Genomic DNA, 21,927 nt, shown 5'->3' on the forward strand with positions numbered 1-21,927 from the left:
CTCATGCTGTTAAATGCGTTGGCGTCGTTTGGACGCCGAGGAATCAACGTCTGTGCTTCATTTGGGCGCGCAGGCTTGATGATGTTTAATGCCTTAATAGGTAAACCAGAATTTGCCAAGCAATGGCCGCTGCTACGTAAGCAGCTGTACAGCGTTGGTGTGCAGTCTCTGCTGATCATTGTGGTTTCTGGTTTGTTTATCGGCATGGTGCTCGGTTTGCAGGGCTATCTCATCTTAACCACCTACAGCGCTGAGGCGAGTCTGGGCATGATGGTGGCGCTGTCGCTGCTGCGTGAACTTGGGCCGGTAGTCACCGCGTTGCTGTTTGCGGGTCGTGCCGGTTCTGCGGTGACGGCTGAAATTGGTTTGATGAAAGCCACAGAGCAGATCTCCAGCATGGAGATGATGGCCGTCGATCCGCTGCGGCGTATCGTTGCACCACGCTTTTGGGCTGGCCTTATCAGCATGCCTTTGTTGACGGCGATTTTTGTGGCCGTTGGTATCTGGGGCGGTTCTGTAGTGGGCGTCGATTGGAAAAGCATTGATAGCGGTTTCTTCTGGTCCGCGATGCAGGGCTCGGTCGATTTCCATACGGATTTAGTCAACTGCATGATTAAGAGTGTGGTGTTTGCCATTACTATTATGTGGATTGCTTTGTTCAACGGATATGATGCGATACCCACCTCTGAAGGGATTAGTCGCGCGACCACGCGCACCGTCGTGCATTCGTCACTGGCGGTCTTGGGATTAGATTTTGTGCTGACAGCACTGATGTTTGGGAACTGATGCAATGCAAACGAAAAAAAGTGAAATTTGGGTTGGCGTATTCATGCTTATTGCGCTGTGTGCGGTGGTATTCCTGTGCTTGCAGGTGGCAAACGTTAAATCGCTGGGCAATGAGCCAACCTATCGTATCTATGCGACATTCGATAACATCGGTGGCTTGAAAGCACGTTCGCCAATCAAAATCGGCGGCGTCGTGATTGGACGCGTTGCGGATATTACCTTAGATCCTAAAACGTACCTGCCTCGCGTAGCGATGGATATCGACGAGCAATATAACCAGATCCCAGATACCAGCTCATTGGCTATTCGCACGTCAGGACTGTTGGGTGAGCAATTCTTGGCATTAAACGTGGGCTTTGAAGATCCTGAAATGGGAACGTCTATCCTTAAAGATGGCGGCACCATTCAAGACACCAAGTCGGCAATGGTATTGGAAGATTTGATTGGCCAGTTCTTATATAAGAGCGGCAATGATGACGCCAATAAGAAAGACAGCGCTTCGGATGACGCAGCTGCGCCAACTGAAGCTCCGGCAGCACATTAATTTAAGGGGATTTATTCATGTTTAAACGTATGTTAATGGTGGCACTGCTGGCGGTAGCCCCACTGGTTCCAACACTGGCAAATGCTGCCGTCGATCAGACAAACCCTTACAAGCTGATGGATGCCGCAGCTAAGCAAACGTTCGATCGTCTTAAAAACGAACAACCTAAAATCAAGCAGGACCCTAACTATCTGCGCACCATCGTACATGAAGAGCTGATGCCGTATGTGCAGGTCAAATACGCAGGCGCGCTGGTGCTGGGTCAGTATTATCGTGGTGCGACGCCTGCACAGCGTGACGCGTATTTCAAGGCGTTTCAGGCATACTTAGAACAGGCTTATGGGCAGGCTCTGGCGATGTATCATGGCCAAACCTACAACGTTGCTCCAGAGCGTGCTTTGGGCGATGCGACCATCGTGCCGATTCGCGTTACTATCATTGATCCGCAGGGGCGTCCTCCGGTTCGTCTGGATTTCCAATGGCGTAAAAACAGCCAAACGGGTAACTGGCAGGCATTCGACATGATCGCAGAAGGTGTCAGCATGATCACCACTAAACAAAATGAGTGGGCATCGATCCTGCGCCAGAACGGCGTTGACGGCTTAACCAAACAGCTGATCTCGTCTGCTCAACAGCCGATTACGCTGGACCAAAAATAATGACGCCGAATGTCCTGCAATGGCGTAGCGAAGAAGATACCCTCAAGCTGATTGGTATTCTCGATCGAGATTCACTGATGAGCTTTTGGGACGATCGCCACACGTTGCTTGAAGGTAAGAAACGTCTGGATTTAAGCGAGTTGGTGCGTGTTGATTCAGCAGGCCTTGCTATGCTGGTTCACGTGCAGAATACACCTGCGACCAGCGCTTCTCAGATTGTGATTACCGGTGTGAGCGAGCGTCTACGTACGTTGATTGCGCTCTACAATCTCAATGAGGTCCTGATCATCGATGGTGCTGAGTTAGCCTCCTAACCCAGTGCAATAATTAGGATTATTTCTAAAGCCCTCGATAACGATGCTATCGGGGGCTTTTCTTTGTTTAAGATAGAGCATATTTCCTCTAATATGGGCGGCTTAGTCCTTTTGGCTTAAAAGATCGTTTATGCCAAAACGATGTTCATATTTTTTCTTTATTCAATGATTGAGCGCCCATGGACAACAACGAAATTAAAGATGTGTTGATGAACGCATTATCCCTGCAGGAAGCCCATGTAACCGGTGACGGCAGCCACTTTCAGGTGATTGTTGTCGGCGAACAGTTTGCTGGTATGAGCCGTGTTAAAAAACAACAGACGGTGTATGCACCTCTGATGGAATACATTGCAGATAACAGAATTCACGCACTGTCGATCAAGGCTTTCACCCCTGAAGAATGGCAGCGCGATCGCAAGCTTAACGCGTTGTGATCCCAATACTCGCTATTACCGTTCGCGGTGATGGTTGTTTCAAATATTTAACTGAGATCGGTAATAATGGATAAATTTCGTGTGCAGGGGCCCACTCGCCTAAGCGGCGAGGTCACCATTTCTGGTGCAAAAAATGCAGCCCTGCCAATTCTTTTCGCCGCGCTGCTGGCGGAAGAGCCTGTAGAAATTCAAAACGTGCCGAAGTTGAAAGACATCGACACCACGATGAAACTGTTAAGCCAGTTGGGCGTGCGCGTTGAGCGTAACGGTTCTGTTCACGTCGATGCGAGTAACGTGAATGAACTGTGTGCTCCTTACGATCTGGTGAAAACCATGCGTGCCTCTATTTGGGCGCTGGGCCCGCTGGTTGCTCGCTTTGGCTATGGTCAAGTTTCTTTGCCGGGTGGTTGCGCGATTGGCGCTCGTCCCGTCGATTTGCACATCACCGGTTTAGAACAGCTGGGTGCAGAGATCAAGCTGGAAGAAGGCTATGTGAAAGCTTCCGTTGATGGTCGCTTGAAAGGCGCGCATATCGTTATGGATAAGGTGAGCGTTGGTGCCACCGTGACTATTATGAGCGCTGCTACGCTGGCTGAAGGCACAACGATTATTGAAAACGCCGCGCGTGAGCCGGAAATCGTAGATACCGCGAACTTCCTGAACACGTTAGGGGCAAAAATCTCAGGCGCCGGTTCAGACCGTATCACCATTGAAGGTGTTGCGCGCTTGGGCGGCGGTGTTTACCGCGTGCTGCCAGACCGTATCGAAACCGGTACTTTCCTGATTGCCGCTGCGGTTACACGCGGTAAAATTATCTGCCGTAATACCCGTCCTGATACGCTGGATGCTGTTTTGGCGAAACTGCGTGAAGCGGGTGCAGATATTGAAACCGGTGAAGACTGGATCTCTTTGGATATGCACGGCGAGCGTCCAAAAGCCGTTACCGTTCGTACTGCTCCGCATCCCGGTTTCCCAACCGATATGCAGGCTCAGTTCAGCTTGCTGAATCTGGTGGCTGAAGGTACCGGTGTTATTACTGAAACTATCTTCGAAAACCGTTTCATGCACATCCCTGAGCTTATCCGTATGGGCGCTCATGCTGAAATCGAAGGTAATACTGCGATTTGCTACGGCGTTGAGAGACTGTCTGGTGCGCAGGTAATGGCCACTGACCTGCGTGCGTCAGCAAGTTTGGTTATTGCTGGCTGCGTTGCGGAAGGTACCACTATCGTCGATCGTATTTACCACATCGACCGTGGCTATGACCGCATCGAGAACAAGTTAAGCGCTTTGGGCGCGAACATCGAGCGCGTAAAAGGCGAGTAATTTAGCCTACGTTTGAAAGCAAAAACGCCATCTTCCGATGGCGTTTTTTTATGGCATTTTTTCGTTGCTGCGAAGGTTATCAATCGACGTTCGGAAACTCTTCGATGGTCACGCTTAGCGTCATGCGTTCACCGTTACGCATGATAATCACTGGTACTACCGTTCCAGGGCGAATTTCAGCCACCTGATCCATCGTTTCTGCCGCGCTGACCGCCGGTTTACCATCGACGTTGAGAACGATGTCGCCCGGCTGAATCCCTGCGTTAGCCGCAGGGCCATTAGCGGCCACGTCACGCACGATAATACCTTGAATACGCTCCATGGCATTGGCCTGCGGCTGATTGCGTGCAGGTGCAATTTCTCGCCCGCTCACGCCGATAAAGCCGCGAATAACGCGTCCATCGCGAATCAGCTTGGCCATGATCTTGGTAGAAAGGGCGGTTGGAATGGCAAAACCAATACCTTCGGGCGTTTCACCGTCGTTGCTTTTATCAAGCGATAGGGTATTGATTCCCACCAACTCACCCAGCGTGTTAACTAATGCACCGCCTGAGTTACCGTGGTTGATTGAGGCGTCGGTTTGCAAGAAGTTCTGATGCCCATAGGTGCTTAGCCCCACACGGCCGGTTGCGCTGATAATTCCTTGGGTTGTGGTTTGCCCAATGTTATAGGGGTTGCCGATAGCCAGTACCACGTCGCCAATGTGAGGAACGCGTTTCGGGTTGATGGTGATAACCGGCAGATTAGTCGCCTGAATTTTCAGCACGGCCAAATCGGTGAGCGTATCTGAACCGGCGAGCATAGCTTCAAAAACGCGACCGTCTTGCAGAGCGACCACGATTTGGTCTGCGCCGCTAACAACATGTTTATTGGTGAGTATATAGCCTCGGCTATCCATAATAACGCCAGAGCCTAGAGTTTTGATTGCTAAGCCATTGCTGCCCTGACCGCTATTATTCATGCTGCCGTTGTAAACGTTAACGACGGCGGGTGCAGCTCGTTTCACCGCAGAATTGTAGCTAATAGGTGCTTCTTCGAATGAGGCCGCTTTAAATAGCGAAAAAAGCCCGACCGGACGCAGTGATGGCACCGCAATCAGCAAAATGATGGCTACCACAAGCCCCAGAAAAACTGAGCGTAATATCTTAGTAAACATGAAGTTTCTGAAAGGGTAAGAAAAGATAGGCGAAGAATAACAGAGAAAATCGGGCACGGCACACGCCTATGCCCGATTTTTGTGCAGTTTTTGTTTAAATGACTCTTTTAGTGAAGTCGCATTTAGCGAATCAGTAGGTACAGGCTTTCACCGTTGCGTAATAAGTGCAACGCAATGACCGGTGGGTTTGCCGCCAGCGCCTTACGCAAAGAGGCGATATCACGAATACGCTCGCTGTTGAGACCAATGATCAGATCGCCTTTGTGCATGCCCATTTGTGCCGCAACAGAGCCTTTGGCGACGTCATCAATTTTAATTCCCGGCGTACCTTTCACATCGCCATCGCTCAGCGTTGCACCTTGAAGTGAAGGGCTGATGTTTTCTGCCTGAGTGGTGGTGACGCCGCTATTCTCCAGCGTTACCGGAATGATTAATGGTTTACCGTTACGCAATAAACCGAGTTTTAGTACGGTACCCGGCGCGGCTGAGCCAATTTTGGCGCGCAGCTCGGCAAAGCTGCTTAGAGGATTGCCATCGAGTGCGGTAATCACGTCGCCTGCTTTAATACCGGCTTTTGCAGCGGCAGAGTTCGGCAAGACTTCGTTCACGAAGGCGCCACGCTGTGCGTCGAGTTTGAAGGCCTGAGCAAGGTCAGCCGTCATTTCTCGACCACGAATACCGAGAACGCCGCGTTTAACTTCGCCGTATTTGATCAGTTGAGCGCTTAGGCTTTGTGCCATGTTACTTGGGATCGCAAAACCAATACCGATATTCCCGCCGCCAGGTGCCAAGATTGCGGTGTTAATGCCGATCAGCTCACCGTTGAGGTTAATCAGGGCGCCACCGGAGTTACCACGGTTGATGGCAGCATCCGTTTGAATAAAGTTTTCCAGACCTTCGAGATTTAACCCGCTGCGACCCAATGCAGAAATAATGCCTGAGGTGGCTGTTTGCCCAATACCAAATGGGTTACCCACGGCAACGGCAAAATCACCCACGCGTAGTTTGTCTGAGTCTGCGATTTTTATCGCCGTCAGGTTTTTGGCGTCGGTGAGCTGAATTAGTGCGATATCCGATTGTTCGTCACGGCCAATCAGCTTAGCGGCGTATTCGCGTCCATCGTTGAGCTGCACTTTGATGGTAGTCGCATTGCTGATGACGTGGTTATTGGTTAGCACATAGCCTTTGGTTGCATCAATTATGACGCCTGAACCTAAGCCTTCAAACTGACGTTCACCGCCTTTAGCCGCCGGCGTTGGTTTGGCATTTTGCATGCCTTCAACGTGGACGCTAACCACTGCTGGCAGCACTTTTTCCAACATTGGCGCTAAGCTTGGCACGCTTTGTCCAGCAACGATGGGCGGTAATGCGGCATTGGCGAACGGTGCGGATAACATTGTTAAGCCCATGCTTAAAGCAAGCGCACTGAGCAATAAAGATTTTTTCTTCATCATGGAATGTTTTCTCATGGTCTTCAAAAGGGTCAATGTGTCTTGGGCAAATTAATCCGGTGTGCTACTCAGAACGAACAGCGCGCATTAAGTTCCATATTATTCAGAATAACAAAGTGGGGATTAAGAAGAGTAATTAAAAGAGGTGACTATTATATCCGTCATAGCTCAAGTTGCAGATGCGTTAGCTGCGTTTTTTCACCCTAGTCACATAGTCAACTATGCTCCTAGGGATCCATAAACTTGCCGTCTTCCTGTAACTCGAACTATTTAGGCTATAGAAAAACAGCCACCGAATTGTGCTATACCCGTGAATTATTTTGGGTATATCTCTTATTTGTCGCGGCGCTCGGCGCGCAGTAATCCAGATGCACCATCGGAGTAATCACGTGGTGGGAACTCAACTGGAGCCTGATCGTTGTCCGCTTCGGTCAAACGGTAACGGAAAGGATTATCCTGCGGCGGCATATCTGGCAGCAGATTGTTTGAGCTCTTCGCCATGTGCTGATACAGCTGGCGGTAGTCGCTCGCCATGTTATCCAGTAACTCGGCGCTGTGAGCAAAGTGGCTCACCAGTTCTTGACGATATTGCTCCAACTCGTTCTTACTCTTTTCGAGCTCGCTTTGCAGCACTTGCTGCTGGCGGAGTTTTCGGTTGCCGAAACGCATCGCTACCGCACCAATCACGATACCGACGACTAAACCAATAAGCGCATACTCCCAGGTCATGATGACTCCTATCTGTATATAGAATGTGCTTGCGTTTGCTATTTTACTTAGTAGGGATTCAACGACATATCCTACACATAAGCACACTATAACCGTTAACCTTACCTGAGTGGAATCCTGAAGGTGCATTGCTGAGAGGTTTACGGGCAAAAACAATTGCCGATACAAGACAAAAGTCACTTAACAGGCGACAATCGGTCGCTAAGCTGCACGAAAAGCAGCGTTTATGATTTTTAAAATTGTTTACAACTAATGATAAAAATTCAGTAGGGACCCTGTACCTAATGCCATCAAATCGCATAACGTCCGTAGTGACGCCAACCATGCTCTATCAACAGGCGCTCGATGCCGGAGACTACCAACCCGATGCCGTTCAGCGGCAAACCGTCGAGGTTCTAACCGCCATTCAGCAAGCGCTTATCGAGAGAGAACGGGCAATACCCTCCGTCGAAAGTCGAGGGTTGCGGGGGCGCTTGCAGAGCCTGTGGGGAAAATCTGCCGCCAAGCCGCAGGAACCGGTGCAAGGACTGTATATGTGGGGTGGCGTTGGGAGGGGCAAAACATGGCTAATGGATCTGTTTTTCCACAGCATTCCCAGCGAGCGTAAGCTGCGTTTGCATTTCCATCGCTTTATGCTGCGGGTACAAGAAGAGCTTGTCGCGCTGCAAGGGCAAGAAAACCCATTAGAAATCATTGCCGATGGTTTTAAAAATGAAGCGGATGTGCTGTGTTTTGATGAGTTTTTTGTGTCGGATATCACGGATGCTATGCTGCTAGGCACGCTGTTGCAGGCTCTATTTGCCCGTGGCATTACGCTGGTTTCTACTTCAAATATTCCTCCTGATAACCTTTATCATAATGGCTTGCAGCGCGCTCGATTTCTCCCCGCGATTGACCTGATTAAACGCTATTGCGCCGTAATGAATGTGGATGCGGGTATTGATTATCGTCTGCGCACGTTGACGCAGGCTGGGCTGTATTTTACGCCGATGACTGCCGAGACGCGGCAGAACATGGATGAAATGTTTGCCAAATTAGCAGGCAGCGTGGGGGAGATTAACCCGGTGTTAGAGATCAACCATCGGCCACTGCCTGCGCTTTGCAGCTCGGGAGGCGTATTAGCCGTCGAGTTCTCGGTTTTGTGCGAGGAGGCGCGTAGCCAGCTTGATTACATTGCGCTTTCGCGACGCTATCACACGGTCTTTTTACACCACGTGAAGAAAATGGACACGCTGAATGAAAATACGGCGCGCCGCTTCCTTGCGCTAGTGGATGAGTTTTATGAGCGTCATGTAAAACTGATCATCAGCGCGGAGCTGTCGATGTTCGAAATTTATCAGGGCGATCATTTGAAGTTTGAATATCAGCGCTGCTTGTCTCGTTTGCAGGAGATGCAAAGCGAAGATTATTTGCGCTTAGAGCATTTGCCGTAACGTTTTGTTTAAAAAACGCTCGCATCCGGTGTTGCTGTCTACCGGATGCAATCACAAAATCAATTTTAGCCCGAAAAATTATTCGATCTTTAGATTCTACTTCTCTATAATCTTGCGACCCCACGTTACAACGAAGTTTTTTTTCCCAAAAACTTTATGTGCCGGCATTGGCTATTCGAAGGGGTAGGTTTGCTGGACGATGGTCGTGTGAGCCTCTAATACATTTACTTTTTTAAACAGGTAAGCGTTTGGGTGTTCACCAACGTGTAACTTAAATTGGGTAAGCTTTTAATGAAAACTTTTACAGCTAAGCCAGAAACCGTAAAACGTGACTGGTACGTAGTTGATGCAGACGGCAAGACTCTGGGCCGTTTGGCTACTGAACTGGCTCGTCGCCTGCGTGGCAAGCATAAAGCGGAATACACTCCGCACGTTGATACTGGTGATTACATCATCGTTCTGAACGCAGAAAAAGTTGCTGTAACCGGCAACAAGCGTTCTGACAAGATTTATTACCATCACACCGGCCACATCGGTGGTATCAAACAAGCGACCTTTGAAGAGATGATTGCTCGCCATCCTGAGCGTGTCATTGAGATCGCGGTTAAAGGCATGCTGCCGAAGGGCCCGCTGGGTCGTGCTATGTACCGTAAACTGAAAGTTTACGCTGGTAACGAGCACAATCACGCGGCACAGCAACCGCAAGTTCTTGACATTTAATCGGGATTATAGGCAATGGCTGAAACTCAATACTACGGCACTGGTCGCCGCAAAAGCTCCGCCGCTCGCGTGTTTATCAAACCGGGCAGTGGTAAAATCGTAATCAACCAACGTTCTCTGGAACAGTACTTCGGTCGTGAAACTGCCCGCATGGTAGTTCGTCAGCCGCTGGAATTGGTTGATATGGTTGAGAAATTCGATCTGTACATCACCGTTAAAGGTGGTGGTACTTCTGGTCAGGCTGGTGCGATCCGTCATGGTATCACCCGCGCTCTGATGGAGTACGACGAGTCCCTGCGTGGCGAACTGCGTAAAGCTGGCTTCGTTACTCGTGATGCTCGTGAAGTTGAACGTAAGAAAGTCGGCCTGCGTAAAGCACGTCGTCGTCCTCAGTTCTCCAAACGTTAATGTTTTTCTGCTTCGGCAGAGCATTAATAGTAAAAGCCCGGCTTGCCGGGCTTTTTTGTATTTGCAAGCAGTCGAAAAACGCGGAAATTTACGTGTCGTAAACTTATTACGCCATGAAATAACTAACGCTTCCCCACAACACCGTCAAATTCTGTTAAACTGTCTCCCACTTTTGCGCCCTGTTATCCGTACAATTGTTGAGCAATAGAGGTACTAAATAGCCTAACCTGTTATTTATGCTTCATTTTTATTGCTTATACGGCTGTCAGGAGTGACAACAAATATCTGGATAGCGCTGCCCGATGGCGGCTATTCATACCGTTTTCTAGATAAACTTGGAGGTTTTCATGGCTGTCGCTGCCAACAAACGTTCGGTAATGACGCTGTTTTCCGGCCCGACCGACATCTTTAGCCATCAAGTACGTATCGTACTGGCCGAAAAGGGTGTCAGCGTCGAGATTGAGCAGGTTGAGATGGATAACCTGCCGCAGGATCTGATTGACCTCAACCCGTACCGCACAGTACCCACGTTGGTTGACCGTGAGCTGACTCTGTATGAATCCCGTATCATCATGGAATATTTGGACGAGCGTTTCCCGCATCCGCCATTGATGCCCGTTTATCCAGTTGCCCGTGGTGAGAGCCGTCTGATGATGCATCGCATCGAAAACGACTGGTATTCACTGCTGCACAAAATTGAAAAAGGTACTGCTCAGGAAGCTGATAACGCGCGTAAACAGCTGCGTGAAGAGCTACTGGCTATCGCGCCGGTATTTACTCAGAAGCCATTCTTCATGAGCGACGAGTTCAGCTTGGTTGACTGCTATCTGGCACCGCTGTTATGGCGTTTGCCGGTTCTAGGCATTGAATTGTCTGGCGCTGGTTCTAAAGAATTGAAAATCTATATGACTCGCGTCTTTGAGCGTGATGCATTCTTGGCTTCGATGACTGAAGCTGAGCGCGAAATGCGTCTGCATACCCGAGGCTAATCATGGAATTGTCTCAAATGTCGCCACGCCGCCCGTTCTTGCTGCGTGCCTTCTATGAGTGGTTGCTTGATAACCAGCTTACGCCGCACTTGGTGGTTGATGTTAACCGCCATGGCGTGATGGTGCCGATGGAGTTTGCGCGCGATGGTCAAATCGTATTGAACATTGCACCGCGCGCCGTTGGTAATCTTGAGCTGGGCGACGATGCCGTTCGCTTCAATGCGCGTTTTGGCGGCGTTCCTCGTAACGTCTACGTGCCTATCTCCGCAGTCATGGCGATCTACTCGCGTGAAAACGGGGCCGGTACGATGTTTGAGCCTGAACCTGCTTACGAAAACGAAATGCCGTTGATGTCGGTAGAAGACGATGAAACGACAAGCGAGCCGAGCATGACGGTGATTGATGGCAATTTGCCGGATATTCCCGTTGAGTCTGATGACGATGGCGATGAGCCAACGCCGCCGCCTCGCGGACGACCTTCATTGCGCGTTGTTAAATAATAATGCTAAGTAACAGCGTTAAATAACAGCGTGAAGTCGGGTTGTTAATTGAATGAAAAGCCAGTCATCTGACTGGCTTTTTTGTATCTGAAATCGGGCAAGGCTGTGGCGCTATGGCCAAATTATTTTGCTATGTCTAATGCTTTCATGGTGCGCATTTTGGTCTCTCTCGCCTGTTCTGGCGCGGTTTGAACTAGCAGCGTGTACAGTAAATCTAAGACGAATAACTGTGCCGTTTTAGTCCCAATCGAGTCTCCTTGCAGCGTACCTTGCCGATTACCGTTGATGAGGCTGAAATCGGCCACCGCGCTCAATGGAGAGCCTAAATTATGTGTTAGTGCGACGGTGGTTGCTCCGGCTTGTTTCGCTAACGTGAGCGCATGTACCGTTTCTGGTGAACTCCCCGAGTGGCTGATGGCAATCGCAACATCGCCAGCGTTGAGCAGCGTAGCCTGCATATACATGAAATGATTATTGGTCACGGCATCAACCCGTAGCCCAATACGCATTAGTTTATGTTTCATGTCTTCTGCTGTGATGCCAGATGAACCCACGCCAAAAATATAGACCGACTGGCTGTTTCTCAGCGCGTTAACCACCTGACTGACCTGATGCATATCTAATAAATTGAGCGTTTCAGACAACACGTTGTTGATCGTATTTTGGAGTTTTAAGCCAATGGTGTGTGCATCATCGCTATCTCCAATTTCAGCATCGAGCAACGGCGCATTGGCTTCAGGTTCTGCGGTGGCCAGCTCGATGGCCAAATCCATTTTGAAGTCTTGAAAGCCTTTATAGCCCAGCGTACGACATAAACGGATCACGGAGGCTTCGCCCGCCTGTGTTTCTCGGGCAAGTTCGGCGATGGAAAACTGCGTTACGCGTTGAGGGGAACGGAGAACATACTGCGCAATGCGCTGGGCAACACGAGTCAGGCTGTTTTGCATCGCACCTAAGATGTCGAGGATTTTCCCCGGTTTAAGGCGAGGGGCTTGAGGCTGCATAAATTCCCTGTTTTCACCTGTTTAAGGCGATCGTGGTTGCGGAGAGTCGATGTGATAGAGCGTAGCAAGAGTGAGATGTTAAAAAAAGCGTGATGTACACATAGGGAGTATATATACACCACGCGGTCAAAGAGAAACCGTGGTCTTACTGCATTGTTATTATTATTTGGAAATCTCAGCGAGCAAGACAGCTTTGCCGCACTTTGATCACCGCTTTTTTAATCGTCTGCGATTGTTCTGTGATGCATCCCGGCTTATGCGGTTCTCCGGGGAGAAACACCGCAAACATGCCCGCTTGCATGTGAAGCGTTTGGCGCGGTTCCACCTTGCAGCACAGCTGATAGTCATCGTCTTCATGATAAGTATCGAGTTCTTGTCCTGAGTTGGTGGGCCCAAAATCTATACGCTCATTACCGCTAAGCAGGATTTGAATGTCAGCATAGTCGCGGTGCTGTTCGTAACGCTTGCTTTGCGCATCGGTGGTTTCAAAGGCCATCACATTGATAAAGATCTCATTGCCATCGATCTCATAGCGTCCGGGTTCTAGCGTTTCGGGCGCTAAGGCTAATGCTTGTTTTACGATCGCACATAGAGCGGCGGGGAGATCGGCCTGTTGGTCAATATCGGTTATTTTTCCCAAAATCATAAAGCCATCCTTTTAGTCTTTATTCAGGTTTTGTTCGGCAGCAAATAACGCGGCGCCAATCAGCCCAGCGTCATGTTTGTAGCGGGCAGAAAAAACAGGGAGATGAAACGGCGGTGGTAATAAGGCAAGGCCGTTCTCGACCTGCTGACGATAGCCCTGTGCCAAACCAACGCTGCCTCCTAAAACCACACACTCCGTATCTAAAATAGCTTTAAGGTTTGCGATCAGCTGGCAAATAGCCTGAGCTGAATGGGCAATAAGCCGTTTGGCTTGAGGGTTGTCGTTTTGCGCGGCACTAAAAATCTGGCGTGCATCTTTTCCCTGCAACTCATTTTGAGCCGCGGCGGCGATGGCTCGGCCTGAAGCAATAGATTCCACACAGCCAATACGGCCACAACCGCAGCGAGGACCGTTTGGATCGGCCTGCGTGTGACCAATATGCCCTGCGAATGCGTGAGGGCCGGTTAGGAGCTGGCCGTCGATAATCACGCCGCCGCCGACGCCGGTGGAAACCGTAATAAAGGTGATGTGTTTAAATCTGTCTGCCAGATAGCGATATTCGGCCCATGCTGCGGCCTGCGCATCGTTTAGTACCGTGCAGGGAAGTGCGGTTAGCCGCTGCAGGGTTTGCTGAAGTGGAAACTGGTTTAGCCCACCGAGATTGTCGGGGTTGAGCGCCGTGAGTATACCGTTATTAATGATGCCGGTAGAGGCAACGGCGACGCACTGTGCTTTACCTTGATAAGGCGCTACCAGCTGCGCCAACGCCTCTTCCAGAGCCAGAGGTGATGAACTGGCTGGGGTCGCGATTTCAAGACGCTGCGATATCTGGCTGTCTGCATCGATAAGCGCTGCGGCCAGTTTGGTTCCACCAATATCAATGGCGAGTATGTTCATCGTGCGCTCCGTCTAGCGTTTAACGGCGTGACTAAACCATTGGCAAATATGCTCAATACGCGTGATGGCTGACCCCACGGTAACGGCCCATGCTCCGTGTTCAACGGCTTTTCCGGCCAGAGCGGGGGAGTTGTAGCGCCCTTCGGCAATCACTCGACAGCCTGCATTGCTTAATGCTGACACCATAGCCAGATCCGGTTCTTCCGGTGTGATCGGGCCGGTATAACCGGACAGCGTGGTGCCAATAAACTCAACGCCTTTTTGCTGGCAGTTGAGGCCTTCCTCTACGGTTGAACTGTCTGCCATCGCCAATAAACCATGCTGGTGGATCCGTGCGATCAACGTATCGATATCAACCGGACGTGAACGGAAAGTCGCATCAAAGGCGATGATATCGGCTCCGGCCTCTGCCAGCGCATCGACGTCCTCAAGATAAGGGGTAATACGTACCGGTGAATCAACTAAATCGCGCTTGATGATCCCAATGAGCGGCACCGCAATGTGCGGGCGCACGGCTTTCAGATTTTCAATTCCCTCAATGCGTATGGCAACCGCACCAGCGGATACGGCGGCTTGTGCCATGGCCGCGACGATCTCTGGGCGATCCATTGGGCTGTTCGGCACCGGCTGGCATGAAACAATCAATCCGCCCTGATCGCGTACGCGTTGTTCTAAATCGGTTAAGAGTGACATTCTGCTCCATCCTGAAAATTTTATTGAAGTTAAACTCCAAAATACAATATGAGATGGAGCCATACGGCTTCAAGCAAAAGGTGACTAAAACGTGAACAGCGTCATAAAGCCGGGGCAGAGAGAATAAAAAACGGAGCCGAAGCTCCGTTTCTATGATCTAAGAAGTTAACGTGCTTGCCCTGATCTTAAGCTCCACAGGCAATAGCTGTTGCTGTGGTTCATCAGGAGCATTGAGAAGCATCGCCACCGCTGCTTTTCCCAAGGCTGCCTTATCAATAGCCATCGTGCTTAGCGGCGGATTCCAACGCTGAGCACTATCAATATTGTCGAATCCAGCAATGGCGATATCTTCGGGAATTTTCATTCCCCTCTGTTGGCAATGGCTCATTACCGTCATTGCCGCGGCATCGTTATAGCAAAAGATGGCATCAGGTGCCGGAGAGAGGGAGAGCAAATCATCCAAGGCATAAACCAATGATGGCTCAAGCTCAATGAGAGGAGGGGCAATAATGTCATATTGTGGCGAAACCAGTACTCCCGCGTCATACAGCGCCTGACGATAGCCTCGTTCACGCTGGCGAATACTGTAGTGTGCAAGGCTACTGGCTAAGAAGGCAATACGCGTATATCCCTGTTCGAGAAGATGCTGGGTCATCTGATAGCCACCGCTAAAATTATCGGCGTTGATACAGCTAATTCCGGGTACACAATGGTCGATAATAACCAACGGTAGCGGCATTTTTTGCAAAACATCGACAATCTCAGGTTCGATAAAGCCGGCGCACAATAGGGCATCAGGGGCGTGTAGTCCAACCTGCTGAGAGACATCGTCGGTAGGACCTAGGGCCAGAAAACTCAGTGCAATTTCATGTTCGCGGCACGCATTCTCAACGGCTAACAATACCGGAGAATAGAAATTCAGCGCGCTAGTGGTGTTGTGCTGTCGGTGCAGGATAAATAATACGCGTTTAATTTTATCGTTGCGCAGTCGAGAGAAATCATAGCTAAGGCTCCGTGCCACAGACAAAATGCGTTCGCGAGTTTGCTCACTGAGCCCCGGTTGTCCTTTAAGCGCTCGCGAAACTGCACCGAGAGATACGTTGGCAGCTTCTGCGATATCTCTAACCCTAACCGACTTTGTCATTATTCTTGTCCTGCTTATTTATTGAAGTAGTGAACCTCGCCGGCGATTTGTGGCTAATGCGCTTGGCGGCCTATCCATGCGGCACCGCGTACACCGCTACTGTCTCCGTGCTGGGCCATTTTAACAGGGGTATTAAACGAGGTATTAAAAATATACTGACCAATTTTATCGGTGAGTCCCTGATAAATAAGCTCGACCTGAGAGAGGCCGCCACCGAGAATGATGACATCAGGATCGAAAATGTTCACTACCGAGGCTAATGCTCGCGCCAGTTGGTCTTGATAGAGTGCGAAATATGTCAGAGCCTCTGCATCCTGTTTATGTACTCGCTGGAAGAATTCAGCCGCCGATCCTGACTCTATGTTTGTCACCAAAGAAAACCTATTGGCTAATCCTGTGCCAGAAATAAAAGACTCAGTGCAATTCATCTGTCCACAATAGCAAGTAGCCGGAGCCCCATCTCGCTGAGGGTGATATCCGGGGAGCGGGTTGTGTCCCCATTCGCCGCCGTTGCCGTTATGGCCGCGTAAGAGTTGCTGATTGACGGTAAGTCCACCGCCACAACCTGTACCTAAAATTGCGCCAAATACGCTATTTCCATAACGTCCTGCACCGTCAATGGATTCTGATAGCGCAAAGCAGTTAGCATCGTTGTCCCAACCTATTTTTTGCTGCAAGTGTTTTTCAAGATCTGAGATTAAAGGCTGTTGATTTAAAACTAGGATATTAGAGTTTTTGAATAGTTTAGTTTCTCTATCTTCTGTTCCTGGTAAACAAATTCCGATGGAAAACTCATTCTTAAAATCTGAGCGAATGGTTTCAATAAGTTGGGTAATGGTTGTGAGAAAGCCTGAATAGCTGGATTTATCCGTGGCGATTCGCTGAGTAAATAAAATCTTTCCCTGCTGATCCAACATAACTGCTTCCGTTTTTGTTCCTCCAATATCGAGTCCTAAATTCAACATTTCTATCCCTCTATAGATATAAATTCATCGTGTTTATGTTTTGTTTACTAAACATATATTTCGGTGTTAATCGAAATTACCTGTGCCTATTTCGATCAACTTACTGTGTTTTCGCAGATAGTAATACACCCAGTAGCGTTCAAAGTGATAGCTATCACAAATAGAACACTTGGTTATTATTTTTGTTTACTAAACATTTTTTGGCGCTCATTCTGATTTTAATTATTGAAATCCCCATGATCCTAGAGGCGAGTATGAGCGATATTGAGTTTGATTATGAGCAAGTGGTTATGAGCATTATTGTGAATGCAGGGCAAAGTCGTAGCTGTGCATTTAGCGCTATTCAGGCGGCAAAAAGTGGCGACTTCGCACAGGCAAAACTCTTGCTCGTAGACGCTGAAAACTCACTACGTGAAGCTCATCAGGTACAAACCTATCTGATTGGTCAGGATGAAGGCCAAGGAAAAGTACCTGTTCATCTCATCATGGTTCATGCGCAGGATCATTTGATGAATGCGATTCTTACCAAGGAAATAGCGGGAGAATTAATTGATGTTCATCAGCAGCTCTCTGCATTAAAGGAGCGCTCTGTATGAATAATTCAGCCAAATTTTTAGCCTTCCCAAATGATTTTTGGTGGGGCAGTGCATGGTCCGCCGAGCAGGCAGAAGGGCGTGGTAACACGGGCAAAGGGCGTACCCAGTGGGATATGTCATGGGACAAGTACCCCAACCGCTTTTATCGTGGAATCAATACTGATGTCACCACCGACTTCTTTAACCGCTATCGCGAAGATATACAGCTGATGAAGGCGACGGGTCATAACTCTTTTCGGCTTTCAATTTCTTGGGCTCGAATGTTTCCGCAAGGAGATGGAGAGGTCTGCGCCGAAGCGGTTGCGTTCTATCGCGATCTGCTAGGAGAGATGAATCAGCAAGGAGTGAAGCCATTTGCCAACCTGTATCATTTCGATATGCCAGAGGCGATGATGCTAAAAGGTGGGTGGGAAAATCGCGACGTTGTTGATGCTTATGTGAATTTCTGTGATACCTGCTTCCGTGAGTTTGGGGATTTGGTCTATCACTGGTTTACATTCAACGAACCATTAGGGCCCGTGTTAGGCGGATATATGGAAGATTTTCATTATCCGAATGTTGTTGATTTCAAACGTGGCGTGCAGGTTGCGTTTAATACTATTCTGGCAAGCGCCATGGCAGTACGGGCATTTAAAGCATATAGCTTAGATAGCAAAATTGGCATTATCCTTAATTTAAGCCCAACGTATCCTCGCAGCGAAAATTTACTCGATTGCGAAGCGGCTGAATATGCCGATCTTTTCTATAACCGTAGCTTCCTTGATCCTTCCGTTAAAGGTACGTTTCCAACCAAACTGGTAGAAACGCTCAAGAAACATGACCTTATTCCAACTCATACAGCAGAAGATTTAAACATAATATCTGAGAATACGGTGCAGATTTTAGGCCTGAATTACTATGAGCCTCGCCGAGTCAAAGCGCGTACTTCGGCGGTAAACCCTCATTCGCCGTTTATGCCTGAATGGTATTTTGAAAGCTATGTGATGCCGGGGCGTAAATTTAACCCGCACCGTGGTTGGGAGATCTATGAGCAGGGTATTTATGATCTCTGTATCGATATTCGCGATAACTACGGCAATATCGAAGCTTTTATTTCTGAAAGTGGTATGGGCGTTGCGAATGAAGAGCGTTTTATCCAGAACGGTCAGGTTCAAGATGAATATCGTATTGGTTTTATTAAAAACCATTTAGCCTATTTACATCAGGCGATTGTCGATGGATGTAATATTAAAGGTTATCACCTTTGGACATTTATTGACTGCTGGTCATGGATCAATACTTATAAAAATCGTTATGGATTAGTAGCGCTCGATCTTGATACCCAACAGCGCACGATTAAAAAAAGCGGTGAGTTTTATAAATTGCTCAGCGAGCGAAATGGTTTCGAGTTTGACGGACTTTACAACGATTTCTAAACGTAATGCGCCAAGGATAGATGATGAAATTTGTTGATAATGCTGTAATGGTCGCACAGCGTATTGGGGGACAGGTACACCTACGTTCCCTACGTGACGCGTTTGCCACGCTAATGCCTTTCTTTGTGCTGGCAGGGCTAATGGTATTAGTGAATAACACGCTGATAAAACCTGATGGCGTATTATCTGGTTTTATCAGCAACACATATTTAGCTCAGTGGCAGGAGGTCGGGAATTCAATTGTTAACGGTTCACTGAATTTTATTTCAGTGCTGATTGCGGGAGCTATTGCTTATCATCTTTGCCAAAACAAAAACTATGCCGATCCTATTGCACCAGTTTTGCTTTCCATTGCAACGGTCGTTATTTTTATGCCGGAAAGCATCCATCTCACTGACGTATTAACTAAACAAGGCGTAACGGTTACGGGCGGAATATCGTTTGCCTCAACCGGTTCTGCTGGCATGTTTGTTGGGATATTAACGGGGCTTGCCGTTACCTCCTTGTTTATTCGGTTAGCGGGTGCTAAGCGTCTGCAGGTTAATATTAGCGGTGATGCTATTCCACCAGCGGTGGTCCGTTCATTTAATACGCTGATCCCGATAATGTTAACGATGATTATTTTTGCGCTGTTTTCGTTTGCGGTAAAATCGCTCAGCGGAATGGATGTGAATACGCTGATAGCCACCATGATTCAGCAACCGTTAAAGTCGGTGACAACCAGCCTCCCCGGTTTTTTACTGATTACGACTATTGCTAATCTGTTCTTTTCTGTTGGGATACATCAGGGGGTTATTTCTGGAGCTGTGCTAGACCCTTTCCTGCTGAACAATATGCAGGAGAATACGCTGGCGTTTGCTAACCATCAGGAAATACCCAACATCATCTGTATGGCATTTAAAGATACGTTTGGTGTTATGGGAGGCTCGGGAAATACCATTGCTTTACTGATTGCTATTTTGCTCTTCAGTCGTAAACAGGATTACCGTGATATCGGTAAACTATCGACTGCTCCTTGTCTGTTTAACATTAGTGAGCCGATTATTTTTGGTTTACCGATTGTATTTAATCCAGCGTTGATTATTCCTTTTGTTTTGGCTCCGCTATTTAGTCTTACAGCCGCATATTATGCGACGGCATGGGGTTGGATTAATCATGTTACGGTGCAAATTCCATGGACGACTCCACCGATTCTGTCCGGTTTCTTAGCGACCGGAGGCGATTGGCGAGCGTCGGTATTACAGGCCGTCATTATTGTAATAACGGTATTCTTCTATCTTCCTTTCCTGAAGTTTGCTGAACGTGTAGCAATGGCTCAGGCAATGAAATCTTAATGAGGTTTTCGTGATGATTAAAATTATGTTGGTATGTAATGCGGGTATGTCCACCAGTATGCTGATGAGAAAAATGGAAACTGTAGCCCAAGAAAAAGGAATTGAGGCGGAAATCTGGGCGATCCCAGATGCGAAACTCAATGAAGAGTGGCAAAAAGCTGATGTGATTTTATTAGGGCCACAAGTGGGATATTTGAAATCACGTGTAGATACCATTACTGAAAAAACACGTCCTGCCGAAGTTATCCCTATGATGGATTATGGTCGAATGAACGGTGCTGGAGTATTAGAGCTGGCATTGAAGTTAGTGAACGCATAAATAACTTAGGCAAAAAAGAGGCGGGAGAATTCCCGCCTCTTCACGTTACACCTCTAGATAGTTCATGATCCCTTCAGCGGCTTTACGGCCTTCCGCAATGGCGGTGACCACTAAGTCAGAGCCACGAACCGCATCGCCACCGGCAAAAATTTTCGGATTGCTGGTTTGGAAGGCATTATTGCTGCCTTCTGGCGCCACGATGCGTCCCTGCGTGTCCAGAATCACATCGTGCTCGGCTAGCCAACTCATCGCGTGAGGACGGAAACCAAACGCCATCACCACGGCATCGGCATCCAGCACATGCTCAGAGCCCGCGATAGGCTGCGCGGTACGACGACCTGCAGCATCAGGTGAGCCCAGCTCGGTGCGTACCATTTTTACTCCGCAAACGCGGCCAGCGGCGTTGAGCTCAAGGCTTAACGGTTGCAGATTGAACATGAATTCCACGCCTTCTTCTCGCGCATTTTTTACTTCGCGCTTTGAGCCTGGCATGTTTTCTTCATCACGGCGGTAGGCGCAGGAAACCTGCGTTGCGCCTTGGCGAATAGACGTGCGCACGCAGTCCATGGCCGTATCGCCACCACCGAGCACGACCACGCGCTTGCCTTCCATGCTAACGTAAGGCTCTTCTTCCGTAGCGGCGTAACCCATCAGCTGCTTGGTATTCGCAATCAGGAACGGTAGCGCATCGAATACGCCGCTGGCGTCTTCGTTCTCCAGACCGCCACGCATCGATTGATAGGTACCCACGCCAAGGAAAACGGCATCGTATTCATTGAGTAAGTCGCTAATCTGCACATCTTTACCCACTTCCGTGTTTAAGCGGAACTCGATACCCATGCCGCTGAAGATTTCACGACGTTTGGTCATCACTTCTTTTTCCAGCTTAAAGGCCGGAATACCAAAGGTGAGCAGGCCGCCGATTTCTGGATGACGATCGAAAACCACCGCCTGAACGCCGTTGCGGGCGAGGACATCGGCACAGGCCAGTCCAGCAGGGCCTGCGCCAATCACGGCAACGCGCTTGCCGGTTGGCTGCACGTGTGACATGTCAGGTTTCCAGCCCATGGCTAAGGCTTTGTCATTGATATAACGCTCAATGTTGCCAATGGTCACGGCGCCAAACTCGTCGTTTAAGGTGCATGAACCTTCACACAAACGATCTTGCGGACAAACGCGTCCGCACACCTCAGGCAGGCTGTTGGTTTGGTGCGCCAGATCGGCGGCTTCCATAATCCGCCCTTCATTCGCCAGCTTCAGCCAGTTTGGAATGTAGTTATGGACCGGACACTTCCACTCACAGTATGGATTGCCGCACGACAGGCAACGATCGGCCTGCGATTTCGCCTGTGTTTCAGAAAAGGGTTCGTAGATTTCGACGAACTCGATCTTACGGATCTTGAGCGGTTTTTTTGGCGGATCTACGCGCTGTAGGTCAATAAATTGATAAACGTTCTGGCTCATA

General features: G+C 48.9%; 25 protein-coding genes. 15 read left to right on the forward strand and 10 right to left on the reverse strand.

Annotated features, from left to right (window positions below):
• Positions 1 to 3: 3 nt before the first annotated feature.
• The 6 genes from mlaE to murA all read left to right on the forward strand — a co-directional run bounded on the left by mlaE (position 4) and on the right by murA (position 4,063).
• On the forward strand, positions 4 to 786 hold the full coding sequence (mlaE, locus tag BN1044_RS09855; protein WP_025801130.1) for a lipid asymmetry maintenance ABC transporter permease subunit MlaE: 783 nt from the start codon (positions 4 to 6) through the stop codon (positions 784 to 786).
• A gap of 4 nt (positions 787 to 790) precedes the next feature.
• A complete protein-coding gene (gene mlaD, locus BN1044_RS09860) occupies positions 791 to 1,330 on the forward strand; it encodes an outer membrane lipid asymmetry maintenance protein MlaD (protein WP_072308518.1) in 540 nt (179 codons plus the stop codon).
• A gap of 17 nt (positions 1,331 to 1,347) precedes the next feature.
• Positions 1,348 to 1,989, forward strand: coding sequence for a phospholipid-binding protein MlaC (gene mlaC / locus BN1044_RS09865; RefSeq protein ID WP_072308519.1), 642 nt, complete (start codon positions 1,348 to 1,350; stop codon positions 1,987 to 1,989).
• The gene (gene mlaB, locus BN1044_RS09870; RefSeq protein ID WP_072308520.1) at positions 1,989 to 2,303 is read left to right on the forward strand and encodes a lipid asymmetry maintenance protein MlaB; all 315 of its coding nucleotides are present in this window, start codon (positions 1,989 to 1,991) and stop codon (positions 2,301 to 2,303) included. Before mlaC ends, mlaB begins: the two co-directional genes overlap by 1 nt.
• A 179-nt stretch (positions 2,304 to 2,482) precedes the next feature.
• Positions 2,483 to 2,737, forward strand: coding sequence for a BolA family iron metabolism protein IbaG (ibaG, locus tag BN1044_RS09875; protein ID WP_008815209.1), 255 nt, complete (start codon positions 2,483 to 2,485; stop codon positions 2,735 to 2,737).
• A 66-nt stretch (positions 2,738 to 2,803) separates the two neighbouring features.
• A complete protein-coding gene (gene murA, locus BN1044_RS09880) occupies positions 2,804 to 4,063 on the forward strand; it encodes a UDP-N-acetylglucosamine 1-carboxyvinyltransferase (RefSeq protein WP_072308521.1) in 1,260 nt (419 codons plus the stop codon).
• A gap of 79 nt (positions 4,064 to 4,142) precedes the next feature.
• Here murA and degS read toward each other — a convergent pair whose 3' ends face one another.
• From degS to zapG, 3 genes are all read right to left on the reverse strand, one after another.
• Positions 4,143 to 5,219 (reverse strand): outer membrane-stress sensor serine endopeptidase DegS, encoded by a 1,077-nt coding sequence (gene degS, locus BN1044_RS09885; RefSeq protein ID WP_072308522.1) that lies wholly within the window; start codon positions 5,217 to 5,219, stop codon positions 4,143 to 4,145.
• Between the two features lie 122 nt (positions 5,220 to 5,341).
• Positions 5,342 to 6,670: a Do family serine endopeptidase gene (locus tag BN1044_RS09890; protein WP_072308544.1), complete on the reverse strand. Its 1,329-nt coding sequence runs from the start codon at positions 6,668 to 6,670 to the stop codon at positions 5,342 to 5,344.
• A 333-nt stretch (positions 6,671 to 7,003) separates the two neighbouring features.
• A complete protein-coding gene (gene zapG / locus BN1044_RS09895) occupies positions 7,004 to 7,399 on the reverse strand; it encodes a Z-ring associated protein ZapG (protein ID WP_072308523.1) in 396 nt (131 codons plus the stop codon).
• 284 nt (positions 7,400 to 7,683) lie between these two features.
• Between zapG and zapE the strand changes: the two genes are divergently transcribed.
• From zapE to sspB, 5 genes are all read left to right on the forward strand, one after another.
• The gene (zapE, locus tag BN1044_RS09900; protein ID WP_072308524.1) at positions 7,684 to 8,832 is read left to right on the forward strand and encodes a cell division protein ZapE; all 1,149 of its coding nucleotides are present in this window, start codon (positions 7,684 to 7,686) and stop codon (positions 8,830 to 8,832) included.
• 291 nt (positions 8,833 to 9,123) lie between these two features.
• Complete coding sequence (gene rplM / locus BN1044_RS09905; protein ID WP_004091281.1) at positions 9,124 to 9,552, forward strand: 50S ribosomal protein L13; 429 nt, start codon at positions 9,124 to 9,126, stop codon at positions 9,550 to 9,552.
• Positions 9,553 to 9,567: 15 nt separating this feature from the next.
• Positions 9,568 to 9,960: a 30S ribosomal protein S9 gene (gene rpsI, locus BN1044_RS09910; RefSeq protein WP_025801139.1), complete on the forward strand. Its 393-nt coding sequence runs from the start codon at positions 9,568 to 9,570 to the stop codon at positions 9,958 to 9,960.
• Positions 9,961 to 10,307: 347 nt separating this feature from the next.
• Positions 10,308 to 10,949: a stringent starvation protein SspA gene (gene sspA / locus BN1044_RS09915; protein ID WP_004091284.1), complete on the forward strand. Its 642-nt coding sequence runs from the start codon at positions 10,308 to 10,310 to the stop codon at positions 10,947 to 10,949.
• A 2-nt stretch (positions 10,950 to 10,951) separates the two neighbouring features.
• Entirely contained in the window at positions 10,952 to 11,449 is a 498-nt protein-coding gene (sspB, locus tag BN1044_RS09920; RefSeq protein WP_072308525.1) for a ClpXP protease specificity-enhancing factor, read from the forward strand.
• A gap of 122 nt (positions 11,450 to 11,571) precedes the next feature.
• Here the strand turns inward: sspB and BN1044_RS09925 are convergent, their stop codons facing one another.
• The 6 genes from BN1044_RS09925 to BN1044_RS09950 all read right to left on the reverse strand — a co-directional run bounded on the left by BN1044_RS09925 (position 11,572) and on the right by BN1044_RS09950 (position 16,795).
• Positions 11,572 to 12,453, reverse strand: a complete 882-nt coding sequence (locus BN1044_RS09925) for a MurR/RpiR family transcriptional regulator (protein WP_072308526.1) — start codon at positions 12,451 to 12,453, stop codon at positions 11,572 to 11,574.
• 175 nt (positions 12,454 to 12,628) lie between these two features.
• On the reverse strand, positions 12,629 to 13,099 hold the full coding sequence (gene nanQ / locus BN1044_RS09930; protein WP_072308527.1) for an N-acetylneuraminate anomerase: 471 nt from the start codon (positions 13,097 to 13,099) through the stop codon (positions 12,629 to 12,631).
• 12 nt (positions 13,100 to 13,111) lie between these two features.
• Positions 13,112 to 13,996 carry an N-acetylmannosamine kinase gene (gene nanK / locus BN1044_RS09935; protein ID WP_072308528.1) on the reverse strand — a complete coding sequence of 295 codons (885 nt, stop codon included), beginning with the start codon at positions 13,994 to 13,996 and terminating at the stop codon, positions 13,112 to 13,114.
• A gap of 12 nt (positions 13,997 to 14,008) precedes the next feature.
• Complete coding sequence (locus BN1044_RS09940) at positions 14,009 to 14,689, reverse strand: N-acetylmannosamine-6-phosphate 2-epimerase (protein WP_072308529.1); 681 nt, start codon at positions 14,687 to 14,689, stop codon at positions 14,009 to 14,011.
• Positions 14,690 to 14,846: 157 nt separating this feature from the next.
• Positions 14,847 to 15,833 carry a LacI family DNA-binding transcriptional regulator gene (locus BN1044_RS09945; protein ID WP_072308530.1) on the reverse strand — a complete coding sequence of 329 codons (987 nt, stop codon included), beginning with the start codon at positions 15,831 to 15,833 and terminating at the stop codon, positions 14,847 to 14,849.
• A 53-nt stretch (positions 15,834 to 15,886) separates the two neighbouring features.
• The gene (locus tag BN1044_RS09950; RefSeq protein WP_175421601.1) at positions 15,887 to 16,795 is read right to left on the reverse strand and encodes an ROK family protein; all 909 of its coding nucleotides are present in this window, start codon (positions 16,793 to 16,795) and stop codon (positions 15,887 to 15,889) included.
• 257 nt (positions 16,796 to 17,052) lie between these two features.
• On the opposite strand from BN1044_RS09950, the gene BN1044_RS09955 reads away from it, so the two are divergent.
• Genes BN1044_RS09955 through BN1044_RS09970 form a run of 4 tightly spaced genes read left to right on the forward strand, consistent with a single transcriptional unit; the run spans position 17,053 to position 20,462 of the window.
• Positions 17,053 to 17,394, forward strand: coding sequence for a PTS lactose/cellobiose transporter subunit IIA (locus tag BN1044_RS09955; protein ID WP_247650281.1), 342 nt, complete (start codon positions 17,053 to 17,055; stop codon positions 17,392 to 17,394).
• Positions 17,391 to 18,809 (forward strand): glycoside hydrolase family 1 protein, encoded by a 1,419-nt coding sequence (locus tag BN1044_RS09960; protein WP_072308532.1) that lies wholly within the window; start codon positions 17,391 to 17,393, stop codon positions 18,807 to 18,809. Before BN1044_RS09955 ends, BN1044_RS09960 begins: the two co-directional genes overlap by 4 nt.
• Before the next feature lie 23 nt (positions 18,810 to 18,832).
• Positions 18,833 to 20,143, forward strand: coding sequence for a PTS sugar transporter subunit IIC (locus BN1044_RS09965; RefSeq protein ID WP_247650282.1), 1,311 nt, complete (start codon positions 18,833 to 18,835; stop codon positions 20,141 to 20,143).
• A 13-nt stretch (positions 20,144 to 20,156) separates the two neighbouring features.
• On the forward strand, positions 20,157 to 20,462 hold the full coding sequence (locus tag BN1044_RS09970; protein WP_072308534.1) for a PTS sugar transporter subunit IIB: 306 nt from the start codon (positions 20,157 to 20,159) through the stop codon (positions 20,460 to 20,462).
• A 45-nt stretch (positions 20,463 to 20,507) separates the two neighbouring features.
• Here the strand turns inward: BN1044_RS09970 and BN1044_RS09975 are convergent, their stop codons facing one another.
• Positions 20,508 to 21,926: a glutamate synthase small subunit gene (locus tag BN1044_RS09975; protein ID WP_072308535.1), complete on the reverse strand. Its 1,419-nt coding sequence runs from the start codon at positions 21,924 to 21,926 to the stop codon at positions 20,508 to 20,510.
• Between the last annotated feature and the right edge of the window lies 1 nt (position 21,927).

It is taken from the genome of Hafnia alvei (genome assembly GCF_900095695.1).
In the GTDB taxonomy this organism is placed as follows: Bacteria; Pseudomonadota; Gammaproteobacteria; order Enterobacterales; family Enterobacteriaceae; genus Hafnia; species Hafnia alvei_B.

Excerpts from the sequence above, each read along its gene's own strand:
- mlaC (WP_072308519.1), top strand. The coding sequence starts at position 1,348 with ATGTTTAAACGTATGTTAATGGTGGCACTGCTGGCGGTAGCCCCACTG.
- BN1044_RS09960 (WP_072308532.1), top strand. The coding sequence starts at position 17,391 with ATGAATAATTCAGCCAAATTTTTAGCCTTCCCAAATGATTTTTGGTGG.
- ibaG (WP_008815209.1), top strand. The coding sequence starts at position 2,483 with ATGGACAACAACGAAATTAAAGATGTGTTGATGAACGCATTATCCCTG.
- BN1044_RS09940 (WP_072308529.1), bottom strand. The coding sequence starts at position 14,689 with ATGTCACTCTTAACCGATTTAGAACAACGCGTACGCGATCAGGGCGGA.
- sspB (WP_072308525.1), top strand. The coding sequence starts at position 10,952 with ATGGAATTGTCTCAAATGTCGCCACGCCGCCCGTTCTTGCTGCGTGCC.
- BN1044_RS09955 (WP_247650281.1), top strand. The coding sequence starts at position 17,053 with ATGAGCGATATTGAGTTTGATTATGAGCAAGTGGTTATGAGCATTATT.
- BN1044_RS09945 (WP_072308530.1), bottom strand. The coding sequence starts at position 15,833 with ATGACAAAGTCGGTTAGGGTTAGAGATATCGCAGAAGCTGCCAACGTA.
- BN1044_RS09925 (WP_072308526.1), bottom strand. The coding sequence starts at position 12,453 with ATGCAGCCTCAAGCCCCTCGCCTTAAACCGGGGAAAATCCTCGACATC.
- rplM (WP_004091281.1), top strand. The coding sequence starts at position 9,124 with ATGAAAACTTTTACAGCTAAGCCAGAAACCGTAAAACGTGACTGGTAC.
- degS (WP_072308522.1), bottom strand. The coding sequence starts at position 5,219 with ATGTTTACTAAGATATTACGCTCAGTTTTTCTGGGGCTTGTGGTAGCC.
- BN1044_RS09975 (WP_072308535.1), bottom strand. The coding sequence starts at position 21,926 with ATGAGCCAGAACGTTTATCAATTTATTGACCTACAGCGCGTAGATCCG.
- nanK (WP_072308528.1), bottom strand. The coding sequence starts at position 13,996 with ATGAACATACTCGCCATTGATATTGGTGGAACCAAACTGGCCGCAGCG.
- sspA (WP_004091284.1), top strand. The coding sequence starts at position 10,308 with ATGGCTGTCGCTGCCAACAAACGTTCGGTAATGACGCTGTTTTCCGGC.
- nanQ (WP_072308527.1), bottom strand. The coding sequence starts at position 13,099 with ATGATTTTGGGAAAAATAACCGATATTGACCAACAGGCCGATCTCCCC.
- mlaE (WP_025801130.1), top strand. The coding sequence starts at position 4 with ATGCTGTTAAATGCGTTGGCGTCGTTTGGACGCCGAGGAATCAACGTC.
- mlaB (WP_072308520.1), top strand. The coding sequence starts at position 1,989 with ATGACGCCGAATGTCCTGCAATGGCGTAGCGAAGAAGATACCCTCAAG.
- zapG (WP_072308523.1), bottom strand. The coding sequence starts at position 7,399 with ATGACCTGGGAGTATGCGCTTATTGGTTTAGTCGTCGGTATCGTGATT.
- rpsI (WP_025801139.1), top strand. The coding sequence starts at position 9,568 with ATGGCTGAAACTCAATACTACGGCACTGGTCGCCGCAAAAGCTCCGCC.
- mlaD (WP_072308518.1), top strand. The coding sequence starts at position 791 with ATGCAAACGAAAAAAAGTGAAATTTGGGTTGGCGTATTCATGCTTATT.
- BN1044_RS09965 (WP_247650282.1), top strand. The coding sequence starts at position 18,833 with ATGAAATTTGTTGATAATGCTGTAATGGTCGCACAGCGTATTGGGGGA.
- BN1044_RS09970 (WP_072308534.1), top strand. The coding sequence starts at position 20,157 with ATGATTAAAATTATGTTGGTATGTAATGCGGGTATGTCCACCAGTATG.
- murA (WP_072308521.1), top strand. The coding sequence starts at position 2,804 with ATGGATAAATTTCGTGTGCAGGGGCCCACTCGCCTAAGCGGCGAGGTC.
- zapE (WP_072308524.1), top strand. The coding sequence starts at position 7,684 with ATGCCATCAAATCGCATAACGTCCGTAGTGACGCCAACCATGCTCTAT.
- BN1044_RS09890 (WP_072308544.1), bottom strand. The coding sequence starts at position 6,670 with ATGAAGAAAAAATCTTTATTGCTCAGTGCGCTTGCTTTAAGCATGGGC.